Below are 20,274 nucleotides of genomic sequence, written 5' to 3'. Positions count from 1 at the left end.
CATGACATCCGAACGGAACGCAGTGGCTTTCGATGCTGCGTCGGACGACGCCGCGCATGATGCTGCCTTTGAGGGCGCATCGGAAGACGGCGTGTCCCGTGCGTCCGGTGTCGTCAAATGGTTCGACGGTACGCGCGGTTACGGCTTTCTGGTTCCCGACGATGGCGATGGGGACATTCTCGTCCACTTCTCGATCCTGCGGGATCACGGCCGGCGCACGCTTCCCGAAGGGGCGCGCCTCGAATGCGTATTCGTCGAGCGTGAGCGCGGCCGGCAGGCGACCGAGATACTCTCGATCGACCTCGACGGATGCGACGACTTTTCCGAACAGCAATCGGGCGCCAGCCGACGCGAACAGGATGCCCTGGAAGAAGCCGCCGGGGACTTCGAGCCGGTGACGGTGAAATGGTTCAACCGCTTGAAAGGGTACGGTTTTCTCGTTCGCGAGGATCAGGATCGCGATGTCTTCGTCCATATGGAGATCGTCCGGCGTTCGGGTCTCGGGGAAATCGACACCGGCGACCGGCTGCGTGCGCGCATCGCCGATGGCGGGAAGGGGCCCCTTGCGGTAGCGCTCGCGCATTGCGAATAGCGGGACATGACCGAGTTTTTCCATCGCGCGCTGCTCGGCACGCCGATCGCGCTGACGCTCTTGGGGTGCGGTGCCGAATCCCAGCTTCTCGCCGATCCTCCTGCTGCGCCTGAACCGGCTGCATCCGCGAATGCGGAAAGCGTCGCGGAGACGATTTCTGTGACGATCCGGACCGGCGCCGACGATCATGTGTTCGACGTCGAAGCGGCGATCACCCCGGAGGAGCAGCGTCGCGGACTGATGTTCCGCGAATCGCTGCCCGAGAATGGCGGCATGATCTTTCCGTTCGATTTTCCGCGTCTGGCGAGTTTTTGGATGCGCAATACGCTGATCCCGCTCGACATGATCTTCATCCGCGCGGACGGCGTCATTACCAATATCGCGCGGGAGACCGAGCCCTATACGCTCGATTCCTACTATTCGTCCGAACCGGTGATTGCGGTGCTGGAGATCGATGGCGGGCGCGCCGCGGCGCTCGGCATCGATGCCGGCGACCATGTCAGCTGGCCCGACGGGCCCTCTCTGCCGGAATAAGCGGCTACCGGGCGCAAGAACAGTTGGCGTCCCCGCGAAGAGGCGCTAAACGCCAATCCTTATGGGACTTTTGAAAAAGATCTTCACTTGGTGGGAAGGCGCGACGATCGGCACCGCCCTTCATTCGTGGCGCAAGGGCCGCTTCGTTGCCGAGGACTCGGCCGGCAACCGTTATTATGAAAGCAAGAAGGCGCCGCGCCGGCGCTGGGTTATCTATGCCGGCGGCAACGATGCGAGCAATGTGCCGGCGGAGTGGCATGGCTGGCTCCACCAGACCGTGGAGGACGTACCGGATCAGAGCCTTCCGTCCGCCCGCGAATGGGAAGCGCCCTACAGCGCCAACATGACCGGCACCGGAGCCGCCTATCGCCCGGCCGGCGCGCTCGAGTCGGGCGGCAAGCGCGCCGGTGCGAGCGGCGACTATGAGGCGTGGAGCCCCAGTTGAGCGCCGTCCGCAACCATCTGCTCGAGGCTCTAGTCGGCCTCGTCGTCGTCGTCGCGGCGATCTGGCTCGTCTTCGCCTTTATCGGCCGCACGGCGAGCGGCGCGGGCAGCGACGCGATCGAAGTGACCGCCTATTTCCCGAATGTCGGCGGTATCGATGTCGGTACGGACGTCCGCGTGGCGGGTCTGTCGATCGGCGAGGTCACGGGGGTTTCGCTCAATCCCGACGATTTCCAGGCCGAGGTCCGGATGGCGATCGATCCCGGTGCGGGCCTGCCGAATGACAGCAGCGCCGCGATCACCAGCGAAGGCCTGCTCGGCGGCAGCTATATCGCTCTGTTGCCGGGCGGATCGCCAGATTCGCTGCAAGAGGACGACGTCATCCTCGACACCCAGGGTGCGATCGACATGACCGGTCTGATCGGATCGATGATCAACGATTCGGGCGGCGGCGATGGCAGCGGGATGGGCGATACGATGGCCGACCCGATCGGTGACACGATGAGCGAGGATTTCGGCGCTGAAGGCATGGATGGCGGACTGTGATCCGCGGCGGCGTGGCGGCGACGGCTCTGCTGGCACTGGCCGCGTGCGGCTCGTCCGGCGAGGCTGACAGCGAAGAGGCTCCGGCGACCGAATTGACGCTGGACCAGAATCGCAGCGGCGAGGGCGATGACGAAACCCTCAATGTCGACGATATCGAGGAGGTCGGCGATCTGCCGGTGGACTTGGCGGGCGTCACGCCGATGGAAGAGCGGGTCGCGGTGCTTGGTCTGCTCAACAAGCGGAACGGGCTGTCCCGCGAGATCCGGCTTCAGCCGGGCGAATCGACCCGGGTCGGCGATGTCCTGATCCGGCTGCGGGCCTGCGAACGAACCGCGCCCTGGGAGCCGCAACGGCTGACCGGCGCCTTCGTCCAGCTCTTCGTGCGCGAGACCAATCTGCGCGGCGGCGACGAACGCTGGGAACGGGTCTTTTCAGGCTGGCTGTTCAAGGAACGCCCGGCGCTGAACGTCATCGAGCACCGGCTCTACGATGTCTGGCCCAAGGCATGCGAAATGACATATCCCGAGAGCGCACCGTCGGGCCCGGCATCGTCCGGGAACAGCCCTTCGAGCGCCGAAAGATCGGCACCGGTCGCCGAATCGGTCGAACCGGTTCCGCCGAGCCCGAGTGAAGACAGCGCCGCATCCAGCAACGACGCGTAATCGTCCTTGGAAATCTCGATCGCGCCGAGCGAGGCGAGGTGATCGGTCATGAACTGGCAATCCAGTAGCGCAAAACCGCCCGCTTTCATCCGCGCTACAAGATGCGCCAGCGCGACCTTGGACGCGTTCGAGACACGGCTGAACATGCTTTCCCCGAAAAAGGCGCGGCCGAGGCGGACACCGTACAGCCCGCCGACGAGCTCTTCGCCCTGCCAGCACTCGATCGAATGGGCGTGGTTGCGCCGATGCAGCGCGCCATAGGCCGACTGGATCGCCGGGTTGATCCAGGTGTCCGGGCGGTCGGGGCGGGCTTCGGCGCAAGCGCTCACGACCCGGTCGAACGCCGCATCGCGGGTCACGCGAAACCGGTCGGATCGGATGGTTTTCGCGAGCGAGTGCGAAACCCGGAAACCGTCGAGCGGCAGGATCGCGCGCATCTTCGGCTCGACCCAGAAGACGTCGGTCGCATCGCGGCTGTCGGCCATCGGGAACACGCCGATCGCATAGGCGCGCAGCAACATGTTCGGATCGAGCAGGTCCATGCGGCCAATATAGTCGCTGTGCGATGGCGCGTCATCGGCCGCGCTTCGGCCGGTGTTAGAGTTTCGCGATTCTGCGTTCGACGCCGCGCCACAATTTGGCGAAGGCTTGGCCCGCCGGCGATTGCGGCGCGAACGCCCCGACCGGCTGGCGGCGGCTCGCCATCTGTTCGACGGCGCTGGCATAGGGGATGACCGGCCAGCGCTTCTGGTTTTCGAGCGCTTCCTTGTGGAGCGTCCGGCGGCGGTCGACCATCGTATAGACCGGAAGGATCGCGGTGCGCCCCTTGTGATGGCGTTCGATATGATCGACGACCGAGCGAAAGGCGCGCTGCGAAAGCGGGGAGGGGATCACCGGAACGAGGACGAGATCCGCCGCCCGCAATATCTGGTCGCTGGTTTCGCTCAGGCCCGGCGGACAATCGAGAATGATGCGGTCATAGTCGCGCGAAACGCTCTCGATGATCTTCGCCAGCCTCTTCTTCTTGCCGAAGCTCAAGAACAACCGGTCGAGATCGCGCAGCGACGGGTCCGCGGCTAGCAGGTCGAGCCGCTCGACAGCGGTGCGGCGGATCAGCTTGCGAGGCTTGACCTCCTGTTCGTAGACGCCGTCGGCGCGCCGCTTTGGCTTCTTGCCATCGCGCATCAGGAAGGTCGCTGCCGCCTGCTGGTCGAGATCCCATAACAGCGTCCGGCGCGCCGACAGCATGGCGGCGCACCAGGCGAGATTCACCGCGAGCGTCGTTTTGCCGACGCCGCCCTTCATGCTGTAGATCGCGATCGTGCACATGAGGCTTGTCTAGCGGCCCGCTACTGCGCCGCCAAACGCGAATGGCTGCGACCATCCCATTTTGGGACGCGTCTTCCGCCGCTATTCGAGTGGGTTGGCATCGTCTTGCGGATAAACGGTCTGGAGCCAGGCGCGCAGATCGGCCGCGCTGCGATCGGGCGTCTCTTCCATCGGAATATGGCCGATGCCGGGATAGACGATAAGGGCGCTGTCCGGGATATGCGTATCGAACCATTCGCCCGCGGCCAGCGGCACGAGCCCGTCCTCCTGGCCCCAGATCAGCAGGGTCGGCACGGCGATGCGGGCCATGGTTTCGGGGCTCGCGACGGTCCGTTCCGCCCGGCTCCGTGCGAGCGTCGCGGCGCGGTTTCCGGGATAGCGGATCAGGTCGTAATAGCGGTCGACCATCGCTTCATCGATCATTTCCCGGTTGCTCACGCTCTGCTGGAGCGAGCGTTCGATCATCGAGCGCGGCGTGATCTTCTGCATGATCGAAGAGACGACCGGCATTCGCGCGATCCGAAAACCGATGGGAATACTTTGCGGCCGGGCATCGGGGGCGCCGGAGGCGTCGACCAGGACCAGCCCGTCGAGCCGATCGCCATGGGCGAGCGCGTAGTTCCACGATACCCAGCCGCCCATCGAGTTGCCGCCGATCACGAACCGGTCGAGGGCGAGCGCATCGGCGACGCCCTGGGCAGTCTCGACAAAGACGGCAGTGTCGTAATTGCCATCGGGCGTCGGCCCGGTCAGGCCGTGGCCGGGCTGGTCGTAGATAACGATGCGATAGTCGTCCGACAGGCGCTCGACCCACGGCTCCCAGGTCTGGAGCGACGCGCTCGAGCCGTGTATCAGGACGATGACCGGCGCATCGCGGGGCCCCTGGTCACGCACATGGACGGTGAGCCCGTTTTCCAGTTCGATGAATTGCGATGCGTCGGTGGTGTAGAGCGCCCGCAGTTCAGCCGCGTCGCGGTCGGGCGTCCAGAACCATGCGACCGCACCGACGATCAGGATCAGAAGGATCAGCGCGGCCCATTTGAAAAATCTCTTCATCGCCGCCCCTTTTATCCGTCGTGTCTAGATAATCTCTTTGACCAGGTCCTGCGGCCGGCAGAGCCGGACACCGTTCTTCGTCTCGACGATCGGCCGGTTGATGAGGATCGGATTCTTGACCATCGCGTCGAGGATTTGGTCATCGGTCACGTCGGGATCGTTCAGGCCGAGTTCCTTGGCCAGCGGTTCCTTGGCGCGCAGGCCCTCGCGCGGCGTTATGCCGGCTTTCTTGTAGAGCTCCTTCAGCTTCGCCTTGGTCGGCGTATCCTTGAGATACTCGATCACGCGCACTGCGATAGCCGGTGCCTTTTCCAGTATCTCCAGCGTTTTGCGGGACGTGCCGCAGCGCGGATTGTGGTAGATAATGGCCTGCATCGAACGAATTACTCCTGTGCCTTCGACAAGTTTTCCAGAACCGCCATCGCCTCGTCACGCCGCGCCCAGGGCACGAAGACATGATCGTGATGATAGGCCGCCACTATATTGGCACTGATCCCGGTTTCGGCAAGCGCCGAGGCGATTTTGGCCGTCAGCCCGACGGCGCTGAGCGCGCTGTTAGCGCCAATCGTGATTTTTGCCCAGCCCCCTTCATGGTCGAGACCGATGCCCTCCATGATCGATACGAGCGCGATGACGCTGGCCCCTTCGGCCTCGGCGAAGGTCGCGACGGGCACCAGCCCCTGCGGCCAGCCGGCGCCCATCGGGATCGTCGCGAACCCATGCTCTTCGTCCGCGAGCATCGGTTTCAGCTCGGCAAGCAGTGCCGCGAGATTCGTTTCGCCGGGCATTTAACTGGCTTCGGCCGGGGCTTTGTTCCGCTCGAGCCACTCTTCGAGCCATTTGATCGTATAATTGCCTTCGAGGAAGTCGGGATCGTCGAGCAGCGCCTGGTGGAGGGGAAGCGTCGTGTCGACACCCTCGATCACCATTTCCTCGAGCGCGCGGCGCAGGCGCATGATGCACTTGTTCCGGCTTTTCCCGTAAACGATCAGCTTGGCGACCATGGAATCATAATAAGGCGGGATCGAATAGCCAGTATAAAGCCCGCTATCGACGCGGACATGCATGCCGCCTGCCGCATGATAGTTGATCACCTTGCCGGGCGAGGGGGCAAAAGTCTGCGGATGTTCGGCATTGATCCGGCATTCGATCGCATGGCCGGTAAACGTCACTTCGTCCTGCGTTACCGAGAGCGGCTGGCCGGCGGCGACGAGGATCTGTTCGCGGACGAGGTCGAGGCCGGTGATCATCTCGGTGACCGGATGTTCGACCTGGAGCCGCGTGTTCATTTCGATGAAATAGAAGCCGCCATCCTCGTAGAGAAATTCGATCGTGCCGGCGCCGCGATAGCCCATATCGGCCATCGCCCTGGCGCAGATATCGCCCATCCGTTCGCGCTCCTCGGCCGTGATCGTCGGGCCGGGCGCTTCCTCGAGAACCTTCTGGTGGCGGCGCTGCAGCGAACAGTCGCGTTCGCCGAGATGGATTGCATTGCCCTTGCCGTCGCCGAACACCTGGAATTCGATATGGCGCGGATTGCCGAGGAATTTTTCGAGATAGACGGTATCGTCGCCGAATGCCGATTTTGCCTCCGACCCCGCCTGCTTCATCAGCGTTTCGAGCTGACCCGCTTCGGGCACGACCTTCATGCCGCGCCCGCCGCCGCCCGATGCGGCCTTGACGATCAGCGGATAGCCTATTTCGTCGGCGATCTTCCTGGCTTCTGAAATCTCGCGCACCGCACCGTCCGAACCGGGTACCAACGGCAGGCCGAGCTTCCCGGCGGTCCGCTTCGCCTCGACCTTGTCGCCCATGACCCGGATGTGCTCGGGCTTGGGCCCGATCCAGATGATGTCATGCTCTTCGACGATGGTCGCGAATTTCTCATTCTCCGAGAGAAAGCCGTACCCGGGATGGATGGCGTCGGCCTGGCTGATCTCGGCCGCGGAGATGATGTTCGGCACGTTGAGGTAGCTCTCGGTCGCGGCGGGCGGCCCGATGCACACCGCTTCGTCGGCGAGTTTGACGTGCTTGGCCTCGGCATCGGCGGTCGAATGCACGGCCACCGTCTTGATGCCCATCTCGTGACAGGCGCGATGAATGCGCAACGCGATCTCGCCGCGATTGGCAATCAGGACTTTCTTGATCACGACTGCCGCGCCTATTCGATGGTTGCGAGCGGCTGGTTGAACTCGACCGGCTCGGCATCCTCGACGAGCAACGCCGTCACGGTGCCGGATTTCTCCGCGGTTATCGGGTTCATCACCTTCATCGCTTCGATGATCAGCAAAGTGTCGCCCTGCGACACCGTATCGCCGACCTTGACGAACGGATCGGCGCCGGGCTCGGGCGCGAGATAGACGGTGCCGACCATCGGCGACTTGACCGTGCCGGGATGGTTTTCAGCGCTCGCGGCCGGGGCGGCGTCGGCAGGCGCCGCTGCTGCGGGGGAGGGCGCCGGCGCCGGGGCCGGAGCGGCAGCAGGGGCCGGCGCCGCAACCGCGACACTGGTGCCGCCGCGGACAACACGGATGCTCCGCTCGCCGTCTTCCACTTCGATTTCGGTGAGATTGGCGTCGTCCAGCAGCTCGGCGAGCTGGCGCACCAGATCGGTGTCGACATTCATGGCGCCTTTGCGGCCCCCTTTGTCGGTGGTCATGGCAAACCCTTTATCCCTGTTGCCGGCCGTCGCCGACGTGCAAGTCGCGGCTTTTACTCAAAGCTGCATGGCCGCGTCCAGCGCCAGCAGATAGGAAAGTGCCCCGAAACCGGAAATTGTTCCGTACGACGCCTCGCCGACCAGGCTTTTCCGGCGAAAAGGTTCGCGCGCATGGGGATTCGACAGATGCACCTCGATTACCGGCACGGACACCGCCAGAATCGCATCGTGCAAAGCCACCGAACTATGCGTAAACCCGGCTGCATTCAGCAGGATAGCCTTGGCCTCGTCCGCCTCGGCCTCGTGGATCCAGTCGATCAGGTGCCCTTCATGGTTGGACTGGCGAACCTCGACATCCGCGCCCAGTTCCTGCGCCCGGTCCTCGAGCCTCCCGGCGATATCGTCCAGCGTGTCCGACCCGTAGATTTCGGGCTCGCGCATGCCCAGCAGGTTCAGATTGGGACCATTGAGGACATAGATGACGGGTTTATCGGCCATTGACCTTGCCTTCCGGTTGCGGCGATGCGGGGCGGACACCTATATGCGGCCCGGATCGCAACGCAAAGGCAGGATGCAGCTATGACCAGCGACGGCACGATTTCGATTCGCGTGAACGGCGAACATCGGCGCGTCCATGCGGGCCTGACGCTTGCCGCGCTGGCGAGCGAGGAGCTCGGCCTCGATCCGTGCAAGGTGGCGGTCGAACGCAATCTCGAAGTCGTCCCGCGCTCGACATTGGGCGACGTCCTCGTCGAAGATGGCGACGAGCTGGAGATCGTTCATTTCGTCGGCGGCGGGGATCATGACGACAGCTGGAGCGTCGCCGGGCAGAGCTTCACGTCGCGCCTGATCGTCGGCACGGGAAAGTACAAGGATTTCGAAGAAAACGCCGCGGCGCTCGAAGCATCGGGCGCGGAGATCATCACGGTCGCCGTGCGCCGGGTGAACGTCTCGGATCCCAAGACGCCGATGCTCACGGATTTCATCGATCCGAAACAATACACCTATCTGCCCAACACCGCCGGCTGCTTTACCGCCGAGGAGGCGATCCGCACCCTGCGGCTGGCGCGCGAGGCCGGCGGCTGGGATCTGGTCAAGCTCGAGGTGCTCGGCGAGGCGAAGACGCTCTATCCCGATATGCGCGAAACGCTGCGCGCGACCGAGACGCTGGCCAGGGAGGGCTTCAAGCCGATGGTCTATTGCGTCGACGATCCGATCGCGGCGAAGCAGCTCGAAGAGGCGGGCGCGGTTGCCGTCATGCCGCTGGGCGCGCCGATCGGTTCGGGCCTCGGCATCCAGAACCGGGTGACGATCCGGCTGATCGTCGAGGGCGCCAATGTTCCGGTGCTCGTCGATGCCGGGGTGGGGACCGCTTCGGACGCCGCGGTTGCGATGGAGCTCGGCTGCGACGGCGTGCTGATGAACACCGCGATCGCCGAGGCGAAGGAACCCATCCGCATGGCGCGGGCGATGAAACTGGCCGTCGAGGCGGGCCGCGAAGCCTATCGGGCGGGGCGCATGGCCACCCGCAAATATGCCGATCCGTCGAGCCCGCTGGCGGGGTTGATCTAGTCTCATCGCGCCCTGAGTTTGCGACCAACCGAGGAACGTTGCGTTCAGTTCCTGCGTTAACTCCTTGTGAAACCGGTCCAAATTCGGATTCGGTCTATAAGAGGAGAACGATCATGGGCGAACTGAAAGACAAGGCGAAGGGCTCGGCCAACAAGGCGGCCGGTGTCGCCAAGGAAGCTGCCGGCGAAGTCACCGACAATGAGCGGCTGGAAGCCGAAGGCGAAGCCCAGCAGGTGAAGGGCAAGGCGCAGAAGGCCAAGGGCGAGGTGAAAGGCGCGCTCGGCGACAAGGTCTGAGGCCGACCGAATAATCGGACAAAATGGGCCGCTTCGGGCAACCGGGGCGGCCCAAGCACAGTATCCGCCCTTCCCGAAGACCCTGAAAACGCGAATTGATCTAAGCCAGGCGACGGTTCGTCGAAAACGAAGGACGCGGCGATTTACTCGCCGCCGCTTTTGCGCTTTACGACACTAGTCGGAGACGCCTGGTTACTACTGCCCCTGTAGGTAAACCGGGTCGCATCGGGCCATCGCCGAGCCCCTTGGCGATGGCCCTTTCGATTCAGGCTTTCGCGGCCGCGCGGACCTTGGCGACAGACGTACCCGCCGCGAGCTGGTCTTCGACATCGATCTTCAGATGCAGCAGCCGGACGCCTTTCTCGGCCCTTGCCCGTTCGAGCGCCGGCGCGAATTCATCGGTCTTCTCGATCGTTTCGCTCCACGCGCCATAGGCCTTGGCGAGCGCGGCGAAATCGGGATTGCTCAGCGCAGTGCCCGACAGCCGTTCGGGATAGTGGCGCTCCTGGTGCATCCGGATCGTGCCGTAGCTGCCATTGTCGATGATAAAGACGATCATGTCGCAGCCATGCTGGACGGCGGTTGCCAGCTCCTGTCCGTTCATCAGGAAATCGCCGTCGCCGGCGACCGCGATCACCTCCCGATCCGGATGGCGCAGCGCCGCCGCGACGGCAGCGGGCACGCCATAGCCCATCGCGCCGGCCGTCGGCGCGAGCTGGCAGACCGGGCCGCCATAGCGCCAGTAGCGATGCCACCAGCCGGAGAAATTGCCCGCGCCGTTGCAGATGATGCTGTCGGCGGGCAGCGTCTCGCGCGCCGCCTGCACGCATTGCGCGACATCGAGCGCCAGATCGTCATTCGGTTCGATCGTGCTCCACGCCTCCCACTCGGCATGCGCCTCTTTCCCGCAGTCGAAATCGATAATGTTATGCTCCCAGAGCGAGGCTTCCTCGGCGAATTCGCGCATGTCCGCGCAGATCGCGAGGTCGGTGCGGTAGACACGGCCCAGTTCTTCCGGATCGGGATGGACATGGATGAGGGTCTGGTCCGGATGGTCCGGCGTGATCAGCGTATAGCCGTCGGTCGTCGCCTCGCCGAGCCGTGCGCCGACGACTAGCAGCAGGTCCGCACCCCGTATCCGGTCGAGCAGCTCGGGGTTCGGGCCATAGCCGAGATTGCCCGCCCAGACCGGGCTCTCGTTCGGGATCGCATCCTGCCGCCGGAAGCCGCAGGCGACGGGCAGGCCGATATCCTCGGCGAACTCGCGGAAATAATGCGACGCGCCCGCGCACCAGTCCGCGCCGCCGATAATTGCGACGGGCGAAACGGCGTCCTTGAGCAGCTCCATCATCACCGCCATCGCTTCGGGATCGGGATGCTGGGCCGGGCGGATCACTTTCGGACGGTCCACGGCCTCGACCGTATCGCGCAGCATGTCCTCCGGCAGCGCCAGCACCACCGGCCCGGGCCGTCCCGCCATCGCGACCGAATAGGCACGCGCGACATATTCGGGGATGCGCTCGGCCTGATCGATCTTCGCTGCCCATTTGCACATGGGCGCGAACATCGCCATAAAGTCGATCTCCTGAAAGGCCTCGCGATCCGTGTCGCCGCGGCCGACATCGCCGATGAAATAGATCATCGGCACCGAATCCTGCATCGCGACATGCACACCGATCGAGCCGTTGGTCGCGCCCGGACCGCGCGTGACGAAGGCGATTCCCGGCCGCCCGGTAATCGCGCCGTCGGCGGCCGCCATGAAGGACACGCCGCCCTCCTGCCGGCACACGACGAGATCGATCTCCCGCGTGTCGTGCAGCGCGTCGAGCACCGCGAGATAGCTCTCGCCGGGAACGCAGAAGATCCGGTCGCAGACTTGCGCGACGAGATTGTCGACGAGAATCCGGCCGCCGGTTCGTTGTGTCATGGGTTAACCCTTCTGTTCGTCGTCATTGCGAGCGTAGCGAAGCAATCCAGAGCCTTATGAACTATCGCCAGCCGCTCTGGATTGCTTCGTCGCTGTGCGCCTCGCAATGACGGATATGTTAGTTGAAAGGGCCATCAAGCCTGATGCACCGCCTTGGTGACCATATAGGCCTCGAGGCCCTCCGGGCCGTCCTCGCTGCCGAAGCCCGATTCCTTCACCCCGCCGAACGGCGCGTCGACCGCGCTGATGCCGACCGTGTTGATCCCGACCATGCCGCTCTCGATCGCATCGCCGAGGATCATCGCCTGGCGGCCATTCTCGGTGAAGGCGAAAGCGGCGAGGCCGTAGGGGAGGCGGTTCGCCTGTTCGATCGCCTCGTCGAGCGTCTCGAACGGCCGCATCATCGCGACCGGGCCGAACGGCTCGTTGGACATGATCTGCGCGTCGAGCGGGACATCGGCGATCACGGTCGGGCGGAAGAAGAAGCCGCTATCGCCGAGCACGTCGCCGCCGGTCGTGATCCGTCCGCCCTTGTCGGCAGCATCCGCGATCAGCGCGCCGACCGCTTCGGGGCGACGCTCATTGGCAAGCGGCCCCATCTGCGTCGCCTCCTCGAGGCCGTCGCCGACCGTTAGCTGTTCGGTGCGTTTTGTGAACTCCTCGACGAAACGGTCGTAGATTCCGTTCTGCACGTAGAAACGCGTCGGGCTGACGCAGACCTGCCCGGCATTGCGGAACTTCTGGGGGACGATGATGTCGAGCGTGCGCTCGAGGTCGCAATCGTCGAACACCAGCACGGGCGCGTGACCGCCCAGCTCCATCGTCGTGCGCTTCACGCCGTCCGCCGCGAGCTTCATCAGATGCTTGCCGACCGGCACCGAGCCGGTGAAGCTGATCTTGCGGATGATCGGCGAGGCGATGAGATGGGTGCTGACCTCGTCGGGCACGCCGAACACCATCTGCGCGACATGGCCGGGCGCGCCGGCATCGAGCACGCAGCGCATCAATTCGATCGCGCAGGCCGGGGTTTCCTCGGGCGGCTTGCAGATGATCGAACAGCCCGCCGCCAGCGCCGGGGCAAGCTTGCGGGCCATCAGGAAGAGCGGAAAGTTCCACGGGCTGAACGCCGCGACCGGGCCGATCGGCTGTTTGATGACGATCGAGCGCTGGCCGGTCGGGCGGACGAGCACGCGGCCATGCGCGCGCTTCGCTTCCTCGGCGAAATAGTCGAACAGCCCGGCTGCGCCGAGCACTTCGCCCATCGCCTCCTTGACCGGCTTGCCCTGCTCCATGGTCAGCAGCGGGGCGATAGCCTCCGCGCGTTCGCGCAGCAGGTCCGCGGCCTTGCGCAGGATCGCGCCGCGCTCGTTGACGTCCTTCGCCTTCCATTCGCGAAAGCCCAGCTCGGCCGCGGCCAGCGCCCGGTCGAGGTCGTCGATCGTCGCCAGCGGCAGCACGGCCAGCGTTTCGCCAGTCGCCGGATTGACGACATCCTGCGTCCGGCGATCGCCCGGCGCGACCCACTCGCCGTCGATCTGAAAGCGCAAATCCTGCGGATATTCGGTGTTCATTTTTCTTATTCCCGGGAGGTGTTTCTTGGGACCTAGCACCTAAGCCACTTGACCCGCGCGGGCAACGATAGTTGGCTCTTCGGCAATAGCGGTAGAAAATATGCACAACCGCAATTTTGGGAGGATGTGACATGGAACTGGTGACGGACGGATTGCGCTTTCCCGAAGGCCCGGTGGCGATGGACGATGGCAGCGTCGTGCTGGTCGAGATCGCGGAAGGCCGGGTCACCCGGGTGCGGCCCGACGGCTCCAAGGAGACGGTCGCGGAGCCGGGCGGCGGGCCAAACGGCGCGGCTGTCGGCCCGGACGGCAAGCTCTATGTCTGCAACAATGGCGGCTTCGAATGGAATGAAAGCGACGGCATGCTCGCGCCGCACGGCATCGCCAGCGATTATTCGGGCGGCCGGATCGAGCGGATCGACCTCGAAACCGGCGCGATCGAAACGCTCTACAAGTCCGGCGATTTCGACTGCGTGCTGCGCGGCCCCAACGATATCGTGTTCGACGCGCATGACGGCTTCTGGTTCACCGATCACGGCAAGGTCGATTATGCGAAACGCTGCCACGATATCGTCGGTATTTTCTACGCGAAGGCCGATGGCAGCCATCTTGAAGAGGTGATCTTCCCGTCGAACAATCCCAACGGCGTCGGCCTCTCGCCGGACGGCAAGACGCTCTACGCGGCCGAGACCTACACCTGCCGATTAGATGAGCTTCAATATCACCGGACCGGGCAAGGTGGCCCCCGACGCAGGACCGGGCGGGCCCGGAATCCCGCTCTACCGCCCCGCCGGGTACAAATTCTTCGACAGTCTCGCCGTCGATGGCGACGGCAATGTCTGCATCGCGACGATCGGCGAATGCGGCATTTCCGTCGTCTCTCCCGATGGGTCGTTGGTCGAATTTGTCGAGACCGACGACATCTTTACGACCAATGTCTGTTTTGGCGGGCCGGACATGCGGACGGCCTGGCTGACGCTCTCGGGAACGGGTCGGCTGGTCAAGACGGAATGGCCGCGCCCGGGCCTGAGGCTGGAGCATAACGCCTGATGACAGGCAGGCCGGTCTGGGAGAAAATGATGCAATTACAGGGCTTAACAGGAGGAGTTTTACTCGTGACGATGGCGGCGCTGCCCGCCCAAGCTGAGGCGCAATCCCGGCTCGATGCCGCAACGGCGGAGGCCATCGTTGATGGCTGCGCGGCGCATGCCGAAGGGCGAGGCCAGAGCCACGGTATCGTCGTCGTCGACGATGGCGGCCACCTCGTCGCCGCGCGCCGCATGGACGGTAACGGCCATGGCATCATGGCTTTTGCCGGCGAAAAGGCGCGCGCTTCGGCGGCCTGGGGCGGACGGACCTCGGGTCTGGCGCAAGGTGCAGCGAATACGCCTGGCTTCGGCGATGCACCCTATGTCGTGACCGTACCGGGCGGTGTGCCGGTGTTCGATGCCGAGGGGCGAACGCTGATCGGCGGCGTCGGCGTTTCGGGCGAACCGCCGATGGACGACGAAGCCTGCGCCGTCGCGGGGATCGAAGCCGCCGGGCTGGCGGCGAGCCGCGCGCCGCGTTGACGACGCGATTCCGGTCATGTCCGGTTGATCGACACGCCGCCGTCCGCAAAAATCGGACTGCCGGTCGTGAAGCTCGACATGTCCGAAGCCAGGAACAGTGCAGACTGTGCGATTTCTTCCGGACTTGCGATCCGCTTCAATGCGTGCAGACCTTCGACAAAGGCGCGATCTTCGGCGGTTTCGATGGTTGCGCCCGGAGTATCGGTGCCGCCCGGCAGTAGCGCGTTCACCCGAATTCCGTCGGGGCCGAATTCCGCAGCCAGCACCTGAACCAGGCCGATCAGCCCGGCCTTCGCCGCGGCATAGGCCGCCATGCCGGGCAAGCCCGCGGTGAAACCCACGAAGCTGGAGGTAAATATCATTGAGCCCCCGCCGGTCTCGCGCATCGCTGGCAACTGATATTTGGCGGCCAGAAAGGCACCGGTTAGATTGGTTTCCAGCGTGTCGCGCCATGCTGATACCGAAAGATCGGGACCGGGCGCCATCGGACCGACACCGCCCGCGTTGTTGAAGGCGATGTCGAGACGTCCGAAACGATCGAGCGTGGCGGCCGACAGCGACCGCGCATGCGCTTCGTCCGTTATGTTGCCGGCCAGCGCAACGGCTTCCCCGCCCTTATCCTCGATCTCGCCGACAAGGGTATCGAGCGCCTTGGCCCGCCGCGCCGTCACCATCAGCTTCGCGCCATGGTTGGCAAAGAGCGTGGCGGCCGATCGGCCGATGCCCGAACTGGCGCCCGTAACGATCGCGACTTTGTTCTCGAGCAGTTTCATGGGCTTCAGTCTCCGTTCTTCCGGACCATCATCGCCCGGCCCCCTCCGGATAGGAGCTCCGTTTTCCAGTCACGCCCCGATTCCTGCCCCCAAACCAAAATTCTATCGTGTCATCGGCTTGCCGGGCCATATTGTTTGACCGCACTGATTCATCGCCTCTAAGGACCACGCAGATTTTTCCGCGAGGTTGGCAATGAACAGGACGACGGTGCTTTGGGATTTCGGCGGCGTAATCACCTCGTCGCCGTTCGACGCCTTCAACCGGATGGAAGAAGCGCGCGGCATGCCGGTCAACAGCGTGCGCCGGATCAACGCAACCAACCCCGACAGCAATGCCTGGGCGCTGTTCGAGAGGGCCGAGATCGATGCGGCCGAGTTCGACGAGAGATTCGCCGCCGAGGCACGCGCGGTCGGCGTGGAATTGCAGGGGCGCGACGTGCTGGCATGCCTATCGGGCGATATCCGGCCGCGCATGGTCGCGGCGCTCGACGTGCTGAAATCCAAGGGCCACAAGCTCGGCTGCATCACCAACAACGTGCTGGCGGGCAAGGGTGCGGGCATGGCCGGCAGCGAGGAAAAGGCGATGGCGATCGCTGATATCATGACACGGTTCGATCATGTGATCGAAAGCTCCAAAGCCGGGGTCCGCAAGCCCGATCCGCTAATCTATCTGATGATGTGCGAAACGCTCGCGGTCGATCCGGTCGAGTGCGTCTATCTCGACGATCTCGGCATCAACTGCAAACCGGCGGCCGCGCTCGGCATGGCCGCGATCAAGGTGACCGGCGAGGCACAGGCGCTCGAGGAACTGGGCGCGGTGCTCGAGCTCGAAAAGGGCTGGCTTTGATCCGCTGGCTCGTCCTTGCAGCGATTGCGCTGGCAGCCCTGCTTCCCGCCGCGGCACCGGCCAATACCGGCAAGTTGCTGATCGTCGGCGGCGGGCTCGGCCTCGAGAATGAGGCGGTCTATCGCGCGCTGATCGACAGTCGACCGGCCGACGCGCCGACCATCGCGATCATCTCCGCGGCGGCGTCCGATCCGCATGGGCGCGCCGCGACGTTCGCCGGCGAGCTGATGTTCCACGGCATCGAACCGGACGAGATCGTGATCGTGCGGCTGGCGTCGGTCGACGATCCGGAAACGCCCGATATCGACGAGAGCGACTGGGTCGCCAACGCAGCCAATCCCGAGGAGATCGCGAAAATCGAAAGCGCCGGCGCGATCTGGCTGACGGACGGCGATCCGCTCCGGTTGACCCAGGCGCTCGTCCGGCCCGGCGGTTTCGACAGCCCGATGCTCATGGCTATCCGGGACCGGCTCCGCGCGGGCGTGATCGTCGGCGGCATCGGCGCGGGCGCGGCGGCGATGAGCAGCCCGATGATCGCCAACGGGGAGGCCTTCGACGCGCTGTTCGGTCTGGTCACAAACGAAACGACCGATGGAGCGGAAGAAGGTGAGGACGATCTTCAGCCGCTCGTCCTGCCACAGGGTCTGCGCCTGTTTTCGCCGTTCACGATCGATACCGAATTCGGCCAGCGCGGCCGGCTCGGTCTGCTCGCCCGCGCGATACTGGAGCAGCCCGAAGCGGCACGCATCGGCCTCGGCATCGATTCCGGAACGGCGCTGCTTGTCGATTTCGAGACAGCGAGCGCGCAGGTTCTGGGAATAGGCGCGGTGACGCTGCTCGACGGCCGTCGCGCCCAAAGGACCGTCAGCATCTCCGGGTTTCTGATCCGCGGCCTGCGATTGTCCCGTCTGCACGACGGGGACCGGCTCTCGCTCACCGATCTGGAGGTCCGGCCGGACCCGGCGCGCCTTGCCGTGGAGGATCGCCAGCGGGCGTTCGGCGCCATCTGGCCGAGCGCCGAATCACTGGCCGTGCTGGAGAGCGAACAGCGAACCCTGCAGGTCAGCGAACGCTATCTCCGCGGGAACGCCCGTATCGATGTCCGCCTGGAAGACCGCAAGCGCAGTGCGGAGTTCCGGTTCATCGGCGGGCGCGACAGCCGCTATTTCCGGCGGCTCGACGACGAAGGTTGGGCCGGGACCCTGACCGGCATTTCTCTGTCGATCGACGGCCACGTCTCTCCGGTGCCGTGACCCGCCGGGCTAATGCGTCATGAAAACCGGCACCGGCGAACGCTGTATGAAATGCCGGGAGACGCCGCCGAACAGCGTCTGCCTTAGCCGGCTGTGCCCATAGGCGCCCATCACCATATAGTCGGCGTCGCGGTCGAGCAGCAGGTCGTGCATCGCTTCGGACACCTTGTCCCGCCGGTCGCGCAGGATGAGGTCCGCCTTGATGCCGTGGCGCGATAGATAAGCGCAGGCGCTTGCGGCCGGGAAATGCCGCGGATCCTCGCCGATCGTCACGACTTCCACCGACTCCGCGACCTGCAGCATCGGGATCGCCGCGCGCATCGCGTTCGCCGCCGGCGCCGAGCCGTTCCAGGCGACGACCGCCTTGCCGGCGCAATGGAGCGCCTTGCTCGTCTGCGGCACGGCGAGGATCGGGCATTGCGCCTCCATCACGAAATAGGTGACACTGGAGGCGAGATCGTCGTCGTTTCCGGCAGGTTCGCTGAGGACCGCGACATCGGCCAGTCGCGAATGGCCGACCAGCACATCATCGGGCGCGCCGTCCGCCGAGACGAAATCCCAAGGCACATCCTCGTTGCCCATCTCTTCCTTGAGCATTGTCCGCTTGCGCTCGGCTTCTTCGAGCGCCGCTTCGCGCTGTTCGGCGACATAGTAGGAACCGCCGAACGGATCGAGCGCGACATAGTCGCTCACCGGGATACCGTGGAGAAAGCTGATATGGCCGTTCACGGCGCGCCCGACGTCGAGCGCCGCCTGCAAGCGCGACTCAAAGCCTTCTTCGTCGTTCACGGGTATCAAGATGGATCGCATGATCATTCTCCCAGCGCGAGTTTCTGTTTGCACCTTACCCTAGGCGGATCGCGAATCGCAGCCTTGATCAAGGTCAAACGTGCGCCGGCCGGAAAAATCCCCGTTGCAGGATTTGCGACGCGGGTGACGGTCACGGCAATTGACCCGGCCCGTCCGCCCCGCCTAATGGGCCAGACCTTTTGAGCCTAAACTCCAAGCGGAGCTCGATATGCGAAAGATTTATCCCGATGCCGCCGCCGCGCTGGACGGCCTGTTGTTCGACGGCATGCACATCTGCGCGGGCGGTTTCGGCCTGTGCGGCATTCCCGAACGGCTGATCGATGCGATCCGCGACGCCGGAACGAAGGACCTGACCATTGCGTCCAACAATGCCGGGATCGACAATGAAGGGCTCGGCAAGCTGCTCCGGACCAAGCAGGTCAAGAAGATGATCTCCTCCTATGTCGGGGAGAACAAGGAATTCGAGCGGCAGTTCCTCGCCAAGGAGCTGGAGGTCGAATTCTGTCCGCAAGGGACGCTCGCCGAACGTTGCCGGGCGGGGGGCGCGGGCATTCCAGGTTTTTATACGAAAACCGGCTTCGGAACCGTGGTGGCCGAGGGCAAGGAAGTGAAACAGTTCGACGGAGAGGATTACATCCTCGAGCGCGGCATTTTCGCCGATCTGTGCATCGTCAAGGGCTGGAAAGCGGACAAGAGCGGCAATCTCGTGTTTCGCAAAACGGCGCGCAATTTCAACCAGCCGATGGCGACCGCGGGCAAGATCTGCGTCGCCGAGGTCGAGGAAATCGTCGAGGTCGGCGCACTCGATCCCGACTGCATCCATCTGCCGGGCATCTACGTCAAACGGCTGATCGACGGATCACCCTATGACAAGAAGATCGAATTCGAGACCGTGCGTGAAATGGAGAGCGCTTAGATATAGGGGATGTTGGCCGAAGAGCAGCGCTGATCATGAAATTTCATTGGCAGGCACGATTGGGTTGTCTCATGGTCGTTGGTGCGATTGTGTTGGGCCTCTATCTCTACATAGAATTTTGGGTGTTCCCGGGTCACTCATGTGGTGGACCACCGGGGAGCTGCTGGCCATGATGGACTAAGTGGTCATTTTGGTGATCAGATAGGAAGGAAGAAGTAACATGCCTTGGGACCGCAATCAGATGGCCGCGCGCGCCGCGCAGGAGCTTGAGGACGGCTATTATGTCAATCTCGGCATCGGTATCCCGACATTGGTCGCGAACCATATCCCGGACGGGGTCGAGGTTACGCTCCAGTCTGAAAACGGCATGCTCGGCATCGGGCCCTTTCCCTATCCCGACGAGGTCGATGCGGACCTGATCAACGCCGGCAAGCAGACGATCAGCGCACTGCCCTCATCGAGCTATTTCGGCTCGTCGGACAGTTTCGCCATGATCCGCGGCGGGCATATCGATCTGACGGTGCTCGGCGCGATGGAAGTCGCGGAAAATGGCGATATTGCCAACTGGATGATCCCGGGCAAGATGATCAAGGGCATGGGCGGCGCGATGGATCTCGTCGCGGGCGTCAAGAAGATCATCGTCGTCATGGATCACAATTCCAAGGCGGGCGATCCGAAATTCATTCCCGAATGCACATTGCCGCTGACGGGCCAGAATGTCGTCGACATGATCATCACCAATCTCGGCGTGTTCCATAGGCCGGATCATGACAGCCCGTTCGCGCTGATCGAACTGGCGCCGGGGGTCACGCTCGAGGAAGTCGGCGAGAAGACGACGGCGCATTATGTGGAACGGGTTTCTTAAAGCGGAACAGATCAGCTTTTTTTACCGTCACCCTGAACTTGTTTCAGGGTC

Annotated in this window: 23 protein-coding genes and 2 pseudogenes; 13 read left to right on the top strand and 12 right to left on the bottom strand. The window is 64.0% G+C overall.

All coding sequences use genetic code 11. The features are described 5' to 3' along the window. Position 1: 1 nt before the first annotated feature. From HFP57_RS06505 to HFP57_RS06485, 5 genes and pseudogenes are all read left to right on the top strand, one after another. Complete coding sequence (locus HFP57_RS06505; protein WP_176869026.1) at positions 2-592, top strand: cold-shock protein; 591 nt, start codon at positions 2-4, stop codon at positions 590-592. Between the two features lie 6 nt (positions 593-598). Beyond that, entirely contained in the window at positions 599-1,126 is a 528-nt protein-coding gene (locus HFP57_RS06500) for a DUF192 domain-containing protein (protein ID WP_176869025.1), read from the top strand. Positions 1,127-1,187: 61 nt separating this feature from the next. Next, positions 1,188-1,571: an NADH:ubiquinone oxidoreductase subunit NDUFA12 gene (locus HFP57_RS06495; protein ID WP_176869024.1), complete on the top strand. Its 384-nt coding sequence runs from the start codon at positions 1,188-1,190 to the stop codon at positions 1,569-1,571. Continuing rightward, entirely contained in the window at positions 1,568-2,116 is a 549-nt protein-coding gene (mlaD, locus tag HFP57_RS06490; protein ID WP_176869023.1) for an outer membrane lipid asymmetry maintenance protein MlaD, read from the top strand. The genes HFP57_RS06495 and mlaD overlap by 4 nt, the downstream gene beginning before the upstream one ends. Positions 2,117-2,316: 200 nt before the next feature. Next, a pseudogene (locus HFP57_RS06485) lies at positions 2,317-2,565 on the top strand (DUF2155 domain-containing protein); the annotation flags it as partial. Between the two features lie 35 nt (positions 2,566-2,600). Here HFP57_RS06485 and aat read toward each other — a convergent pair. From aat to aroQ, 8 genes are all read right to left on the bottom strand, one after another. Further along, positions 2,601-3,320, bottom strand: coding sequence for a leucyl/phenylalanyl-tRNA--protein transferase (gene aat, locus HFP57_RS06480; RefSeq protein WP_176869022.1), 720 nt, complete (start codon positions 3,318-3,320; stop codon positions 2,601-2,603). A gap of 55 nt (positions 3,321-3,375) precedes the next feature. Further along, a complete protein-coding gene (locus HFP57_RS06475; RefSeq protein ID WP_176869021.1) occupies positions 3,376-4,107 on the bottom strand; it encodes a ParA family protein in 732 nt (243 codons plus the stop codon). An 81-nt stretch (positions 4,108-4,188) separates the two neighbouring features. Continuing rightward, entirely contained in the window at positions 4,189-5,163 is a 975-nt protein-coding gene (locus HFP57_RS06470; RefSeq protein ID WP_176869020.1) for an alpha/beta fold hydrolase, read from the bottom strand. A 24-nt stretch (positions 5,164-5,187) separates the two neighbouring features. After that, positions 5,188-5,538: an arsenate reductase (glutaredoxin) gene (gene arsC / locus HFP57_RS06465; RefSeq protein WP_176869019.1), complete on the bottom strand. Its 351-nt coding sequence runs from the start codon at positions 5,536-5,538 to the stop codon at positions 5,188-5,190. Positions 5,539-5,546: 8 nt separating this feature from the next. Then, entirely contained in the window at positions 5,547-5,951 is a 405-nt protein-coding gene (locus HFP57_RS06460; protein ID WP_176869018.1) for an ACT domain-containing protein, read from the bottom strand. Then, a complete protein-coding gene (gene accC, locus HFP57_RS06455) occupies positions 5,952-7,313 on the bottom strand; it encodes an acetyl-CoA carboxylase biotin carboxylase subunit (RefSeq protein ID WP_246263439.1) in 1,362 nt (453 codons plus the stop codon). Between the two features lie 11 nt (positions 7,314-7,324). Beyond that, positions 7,325-7,822 (bottom strand): acetyl-CoA carboxylase biotin carboxyl carrier protein, encoded by a 498-nt coding sequence (gene accB, locus HFP57_RS06450; protein WP_246263437.1) that lies wholly within the window; start codon positions 7,820-7,822, stop codon positions 7,325-7,327. A gap of 57 nt (positions 7,823-7,879) precedes the next feature. Further along, on the bottom strand, positions 7,880-8,320 hold the full coding sequence (gene aroQ, locus HFP57_RS06445; RefSeq protein ID WP_176869017.1) for a type II 3-dehydroquinate dehydratase: 441 nt from the start codon (positions 8,318-8,320) through the stop codon (positions 7,880-7,882). A gap of 81 nt (positions 8,321-8,401) precedes the next feature. Here aroQ and thiS point away from each other — a divergent pair, with 81 nt between their 5' ends. Together thiS and HFP57_RS06435 are read left to right on the top strand one after the other, a co-directional pair. Then, positions 8,402-9,394, top strand: a complete 993-nt coding sequence (gene thiS, locus HFP57_RS06440) for a sulfur carrier protein ThiS (RefSeq protein WP_176869016.1) — start codon at positions 8,402-8,404, stop codon at positions 9,392-9,394. Positions 9,395-9,507: 113 nt separating this feature from the next. Then, complete coding sequence (locus tag HFP57_RS06435) at positions 9,508-9,690, top strand: CsbD family protein (RefSeq protein ID WP_176869015.1); 183 nt, start codon at positions 9,508-9,510, stop codon at positions 9,688-9,690. 265 nt (positions 9,691-9,955) lie between these two features. Here HFP57_RS06435 and HFP57_RS06430 read toward each other — a convergent pair whose 3' ends face one another. Further along, positions 9,956-11,617 carry a thiamine pyrophosphate-binding protein gene (locus HFP57_RS06430; RefSeq protein WP_176869014.1) on the bottom strand — a complete coding sequence of 554 codons (1,662 nt, stop codon included), beginning with the start codon at positions 11,615-11,617 and terminating at the stop codon, positions 9,956-9,958. A gap of 134 nt (positions 11,618-11,751) precedes the next feature. Beyond that, entirely contained in the window at positions 11,752-13,188 is a 1,437-nt protein-coding gene (locus tag HFP57_RS06425; protein ID WP_176869013.1) for an NAD-dependent succinate-semialdehyde dehydrogenase, read from the bottom strand. A gap of 131 nt (positions 13,189-13,319) precedes the next feature. On the opposite strand from HFP57_RS06425, the pseudogene HFP57_RS06420 reads away from it, so the two are divergent. Together HFP57_RS06420 and HFP57_RS06415 are read left to right on the top strand one after the other, a co-directional pair. Beyond that, positions 13,320-14,238, top strand: a pseudogene (locus HFP57_RS06420) (SMP-30/gluconolactonase/LRE family protein). Between the two features lie 71 nt (positions 14,239-14,309). Then, positions 14,310-14,759 carry a GlcG/HbpS family heme-binding protein gene (locus HFP57_RS06415; protein WP_246263645.1) on the top strand — a complete coding sequence of 150 codons (450 nt, stop codon included), beginning with the start codon at positions 14,310-14,312 and terminating at the stop codon, positions 14,757-14,759. Between the two features lie 14 nt (positions 14,760-14,773). On the opposite strand, the gene HFP57_RS06410 is transcribed toward HFP57_RS06415, so the two are convergent. After that, on the bottom strand, positions 14,774-15,532 hold the full coding sequence (locus HFP57_RS06410; RefSeq protein WP_176869011.1) for an SDR family oxidoreductase: 759 nt from the start codon (positions 15,530-15,532) through the stop codon (positions 14,774-14,776). Positions 15,533-15,725: 193 nt separating this feature from the next. Here HFP57_RS06410 and HFP57_RS06405 point away from each other — a divergent pair, with 193 nt between their 5' ends. Further along, positions 15,726-16,379 (top strand): HAD-IA family hydrolase, encoded by a 654-nt coding sequence (locus HFP57_RS06405; protein ID WP_176869010.1) that lies wholly within the window; start codon positions 15,726-15,728, stop codon positions 16,377-16,379. Further along, positions 16,376-17,632 (top strand): cyanophycinase, encoded by a 1,257-nt coding sequence (locus HFP57_RS06400; RefSeq protein ID WP_176869009.1) that lies wholly within the window; start codon positions 16,376-16,378, stop codon positions 17,630-17,632. Before HFP57_RS06405 ends, HFP57_RS06400 begins: the two co-directional genes overlap by 4 nt. 9 nt (positions 17,633-17,641) lie before the next feature. Here the strand turns inward: HFP57_RS06400 and HFP57_RS06395 are convergent, their stop codons facing one another. After that, the gene (locus HFP57_RS06395; protein ID WP_176869008.1) at positions 17,642-18,442 is read right to left on the bottom strand and encodes a universal stress protein; all 801 of its coding nucleotides are present in this window, start codon (positions 18,440-18,442) and stop codon (positions 17,642-17,644) included. A gap of 208 nt (positions 18,443-18,650) precedes the next feature. On the opposite strand from HFP57_RS06395, the gene HFP57_RS06390 reads away from it, so the two are divergent. After that, positions 18,651-19,358: a CoA transferase subunit A gene (locus HFP57_RS06390; RefSeq protein WP_176869007.1), complete on the top strand. Its 708-nt coding sequence runs from the start codon at positions 18,651-18,653 to the stop codon at positions 19,356-19,358. 220 nt (positions 19,359-19,578) lie between these two features. After that, positions 19,579-20,223, top strand: a complete 645-nt coding sequence (locus tag HFP57_RS06385) for a 3-oxoacid CoA-transferase subunit B (protein WP_176869006.1) — start codon at positions 19,579-19,581, stop codon at positions 20,221-20,223. The last annotated feature ends 51 nt before the right edge of the window (positions 20,224-20,274 follow it).

Source organism: Parasphingopyxis algicola (assembly GCF_013378075.1).
GTDB classification, from domain to species: Bacteria; Pseudomonadota; Alphaproteobacteria; order Sphingomonadales; family Sphingomonadaceae; genus Parasphingopyxis; species Parasphingopyxis algicola.
The sequence above is the reverse complement of the archived record's forward strand: the minus strand, read 5'-3'. Positions and strand labels throughout refer to the sequence as shown.

Coding starts and splice junctions, on each gene's coding strand:
- HFP57_RS06505 (WP_176869026.1), top strand. CDS start 2: ATGACATCCGAACGGAACGCAGTGGCTTTCGATGCTGCGTCGGACGAC.
- HFP57_RS06500 (WP_176869025.1), top strand. CDS start 599: ATGACCGAGTTTTTCCATCGCGCGCTGCTCGGCACGCCGATCGCGCTG.
- HFP57_RS06495 (WP_176869024.1), top strand. CDS start 1,188: ATGGGACTTTTGAAAAAGATCTTCACTTGGTGGGAAGGCGCGACGATC.
- aat (WP_176869022.1), bottom strand. CDS start 3,320: ATGGACCTGCTCGATCCGAACATGTTGCTGCGCGCCTATGCGATCGGC.
- HFP57_RS06475 (WP_176869021.1), bottom strand. CDS start 4,107: ATGTGCACGATCGCGATCTACAGCATGAAGGGCGGCGTCGGCAAAACG.
- HFP57_RS06470 (WP_176869020.1), bottom strand. CDS start 5,163: ATGAAGAGATTTTTCAAATGGGCCGCGCTGATCCTTCTGATCCTGATC.
- arsC (WP_176869019.1), bottom strand. CDS start 5,538: ATGCAGGCCATTATCTACCACAATCCGCGCTGCGGCACGTCCCGCAAA.
- HFP57_RS06460 (WP_176869018.1), bottom strand. CDS start 5,951: ATGCCCGGCGAAACGAATCTCGCGGCACTGCTTGCCGAGCTGAAACCG.
- accB (WP_246263437.1), bottom strand. CDS start 7,822: ATGACCACCGACAAAGGGGGCCGCAAAGGCGCCATGAATGTCGACACC.
- aroQ (WP_176869017.1), bottom strand. CDS start 8,320: ATGGCCGATAAACCCGTCATCTATGTCCTCAATGGTCCCAATCTGAAC.
- thiS (WP_176869016.1), top strand. CDS start 8,402: ATGACCAGCGACGGCACGATTTCGATTCGCGTGAACGGCGAACATCGG.
- HFP57_RS06435 (WP_176869015.1), top strand. CDS start 9,508: ATGGGCGAACTGAAAGACAAGGCGAAGGGCTCGGCCAACAAGGCGGCC.
- HFP57_RS06430 (WP_176869014.1), bottom strand. CDS start 11,617: ATGACACAACGAACCGGCGGCCGGATTCTCGTCGACAATCTCGTCGCG.
- HFP57_RS06425 (WP_176869013.1), bottom strand. CDS start 13,188: ATGAACACCGAATATCCGCAGGATTTGCGCTTTCAGATCGACGGCGAG.
- HFP57_RS06415 (WP_246263645.1), top strand. CDS start 14,310: ATGGCGGCGCTGCCCGCCCAAGCTGAGGCGCAATCCCGGCTCGATGCC.
- HFP57_RS06410 (WP_176869011.1), bottom strand. CDS start 15,532: ATGAAACTGCTCGAGAACAAAGTCGCGATCGTTACGGGCGCCAGTTCG.
- HFP57_RS06405 (WP_176869010.1), top strand. CDS start 15,726: ATGAACAGGACGACGGTGCTTTGGGATTTCGGCGGCGTAATCACCTCG.
- HFP57_RS06395 (WP_176869008.1), bottom strand. CDS start 18,442: ATGCGATCCATCTTGATACCCGTGAACGACGAAGAAGGCTTTGAGTCG.
- HFP57_RS06390 (WP_176869007.1), top strand. CDS start 18,651: ATGCGAAAGATTTATCCCGATGCCGCCGCCGCGCTGGACGGCCTGTTG.
- HFP57_RS06385 (WP_176869006.1), top strand. CDS start 19,579: ATGCCTTGGGACCGCAATCAGATGGCCGCGCGCGCCGCGCAGGAGCTT.